Below are 2,942 nucleotides of genomic sequence, written 5' to 3' on the forward strand. Positions count from 1 at the left end.
TGCAAAATAGTAGCCTTGAAACCTGTCGCAACCAAAATTGGTCAGCATCTCCAGCTGTGCCTGGGTTTCAATCCCCTCGGCTACCACATCCATTTGAAGATTTTTCCCAATATTGATGATGCTTTGTACCATTTGTTGAGCACTTTGATCTGTTAAAGCGGCATCCATAAAGCTTTTATCAATTTTAAGCTCATCAATTGGCAGCAGAATCAAGGGGCAGAATCAAGGAGAATCAAGGGGTCAGCCAACTTGATTTTGATATTTCGCACTTTTCCTATTCCCTCCGTGAGATTTTAATACTGCAGGTCTATCAGTTTGCTTGCAGATCCAATGTTGAAAGTTTTCATTGCTAAGTGTCTTTCCCTGAAGATTGGCAGCAGTAATTTTTTGATTTTCATTCCATAACACCCCTGATCTGGCGCGAAAGTATGTTGGCGTGGCTTTTGCGCTTTTTGCAAAAGACATCACCACATACTATTGTCGCTCAGGATTGATTTGTTAGATGCCATCGCATACTCGACCGTGGGGAGAAAATTGAGCTGATCAAGCGCCCATGTTTCATCCCTAATGCATTAGTTAACTTACAGCGGCTCCCGTAGCTTTTAGGCGGAGGCTGAGGATGTGGCTAAGACGCAGCTTGCGACAGCTTATCGACAACAGCCTCGAATAGTAGATCACTAACCGCTTCTATGTCCTTGCGCGACACGCCCTGTAGTATCAGTGACTGCGCCCCCTGAGATGCCGCCCATATGGCGCGCGCTGTAGCGTCAACCGGGCCGCGGAAACGCCCCATGTCCACCAGTCGTTGAACCCGCGCGTGCATCAGCGCATAGGCGTCAGCGATCAGCGCCGGTTGTGCGCGAGCGTGCTCCGCGATGAGTGCATACAGTGCCGGATGCTTGAGCGCGAACTCCAGGGCGACATCCCACCCAAAGCGCAGTTGCACTAATGGATCGACTGAAGGCGGCGGCGTGCGCTTGCGCTCCATGAATTCCGTCATCCCACGCCGAATCAATGCCCGCTCCAGCCCGCCCTTATCCCCGAAGTGGTGGTAAAGCGTAGGCGTTCTGACACCTGCGGCCTCGCAGACTGCTCGCGTCGTCAGGCCGTCCGGGCCTTGTTCCTCAAGCAGTGTTGCCGCCGCATCCAGAATCTTAGTTTCGGTGTTCATCTCAACCCTTTGAACGTGGAGCTTCTTGACAGATATATATCATCGATATACATTTAGTATAACAATGATATATTATCGTTGTACCCTTACTATACTACAGGAAGGTTTGTCATGGCTCCTATTTGCTTGATCACCGGCGGTTCCGGATTTGTTGGCGGTCGCCTCATCGAACGCCTCATCGCCCAAGGGTGGCAGGTTCGTGCGCTGGCGCGCAGCGACCAAGCCATGCAAACTGTAACAGAGCTCGGGGCGCAGGCCGTGCACGGCTCGCTCGACGATATGGCGTCGTTGACGATCGCCGCCCAAGGCTGCAGCGTAGTAATTCACGTCGCCGCCCTCTTCAAGTTGTGGGGCGACCGCGATGAGTTCGAGCGATCCAACGTGCAAGGTACGGCCAGCCTGCTACGTGCAGCAGAGGCAGCGTCGGTCAAGCGCTTCGTGCAGGTTGGCGCGGCGGCGGTTGTGATGGGTGACTTAGCACCGATGCTTCAAGTCAACGAGTCGCTGCCGAGAAATGAACGCGCCTGGGCACCCTACAGCGCGTCCAAGGCGCGCAGCGAAGCGCTGGTGCTGGGTGCCAATCGCTCAGGCGTGTTTGAAACCGTCGTCATCCGCCCACCTATGATCTGGGGTGCTGGTATGCCGACGCTGGATCACATGATCGAAACCGTGAGAGCAGGCCAGTTTCGCTGGGTGGGCGATGGCTCACAGGCCATGTCTACAGCTCACGTAGACAACGTCTGCCATGCGGTCGAACTGGCTATCGAGAAAGGCCGCGGCGGCGAGGCTTACTTCGTCAGCGACGGCAACGACAGCACGCTAAAGCAGTTTGTATCCGGCTTGCTTCAGACGCGCGGTATCGAGTCGCCACGCGCTTCGGCACCGCTGCCGGTAGCATGGATTATGGCCAGCATGATGGAGTGGATGTGGCGCACCTTCTCACGCCCGGGCGAGCCACCCATTACCCGCCAAATGCTTCGCCTGATCGGAAAGCCATTCACGCTGGACATCAGCAAGGCGCAGCGCGAACTGGGTTACCGACCCATAGTGTCCTGGGAACAAGGGCTCAAGGCCATGCAGGAACGCTGAAGCAAATCGTTGTTGGGGTGAAGTACGTCAGCGGATAGACGCCAGGAAGCGGCAGCGGCTGGGCCAAGGTACCGATTGACCTCGCGCTGGCCTTGGTCTATTCGACTTAACGCAGCCAGCAGCGGCCGAAAAGCCGCGCAGCGGGTTTGAGGTCCAGCGACCAACGGGAGCGTTGCTGACTGGCCTTGTTATACATTTATTTTTTATTACCCAAATATGCCAATACTATAAATAAAAGCAAATTAAGACCAACCGGGTACAGCCCATAAACGATCCAGGCATCCCAAGCTGTCGGTAGGCAGTAACAGAATCAAGGAACAGAAGGGGTCAGCCACTGACCAATCCCCACGAAAAGACCTGGTTAAAGAATAGATTAAGTTCATAAACGAAAGAACTCACACGGCATGACCTGATCTGGTATATCACCACAACAAAACATGTCTGAAGGGATGAGTCCCCTTTAATTTTTAATTTGGTCTGCTATGAAAGCGGTTTACGATTTTCTTCTACAAAGTGCATCAAGTCTGCTTTATCCAGTGGTCGTGCAAAATAGTAGCCTTGAAACCTGTCGCAACCAAAATTGGTCAGCATCTCCAGCTGTGCCTGGGTTTCAATCCCCTCGGCTACCACATCCATTTGAAGATTTTTCCCAATATTGATGATGCTTTGTACCATTTGTTGA

At 53.1% G+C, this 2,942-nt stretch carries 5 protein-coding genes; 1 reads left to right on the forward strand and 4 read right to left on the reverse strand.

The features are described from left to right. The 3 genes from Q7V21_RS17975 to Q7V21_RS16850 all read right to left on the reverse strand — a co-directional run. Positions 1-213, reverse strand: a 213-nt coding sequence (locus Q7V21_RS17975; protein WP_370654081.1) for an EAL domain-containing protein, incomplete at its 3' end; no start/stop codon positions are given. Between the two features lie 27 nt (positions 214-240). Beyond that, entirely contained in the window at positions 241-465 is a 225-nt protein-coding gene (locus Q7V21_RS16845) for a hypothetical protein (RefSeq protein WP_304918390.1), read from the reverse strand. Between the two features lie 160 nt (positions 466-625). Then, entirely contained in the window at positions 626-1,171 is a 546-nt protein-coding gene (locus tag Q7V21_RS16850; RefSeq protein ID WP_304918391.1) for a TetR/AcrR family transcriptional regulator, read from the reverse strand. A 111-nt stretch (positions 1,172-1,282) separates the two neighbouring features. Between Q7V21_RS16850 and Q7V21_RS16855 the strand changes: the two genes are divergently transcribed. Then, positions 1,283-2,260, forward strand: a complete 978-nt coding sequence (locus Q7V21_RS16855) for an NAD(P)-dependent oxidoreductase (RefSeq protein ID WP_304918392.1) — start codon at positions 1,283-1,285, stop codon at positions 2,258-2,260. Between the two features lie 480 nt (positions 2,261-2,740). Here the strand turns inward: Q7V21_RS16855 and Q7V21_RS16860 are convergent. Further along, on the reverse strand, positions 2,741-2,942 hold a 202-nt coding region (locus tag Q7V21_RS16860), incomplete at its 5' end, for an EAL domain-containing protein (protein WP_304918393.1).

It is taken from the genome of Methylophaga sp., assembly GCF_030651745.1.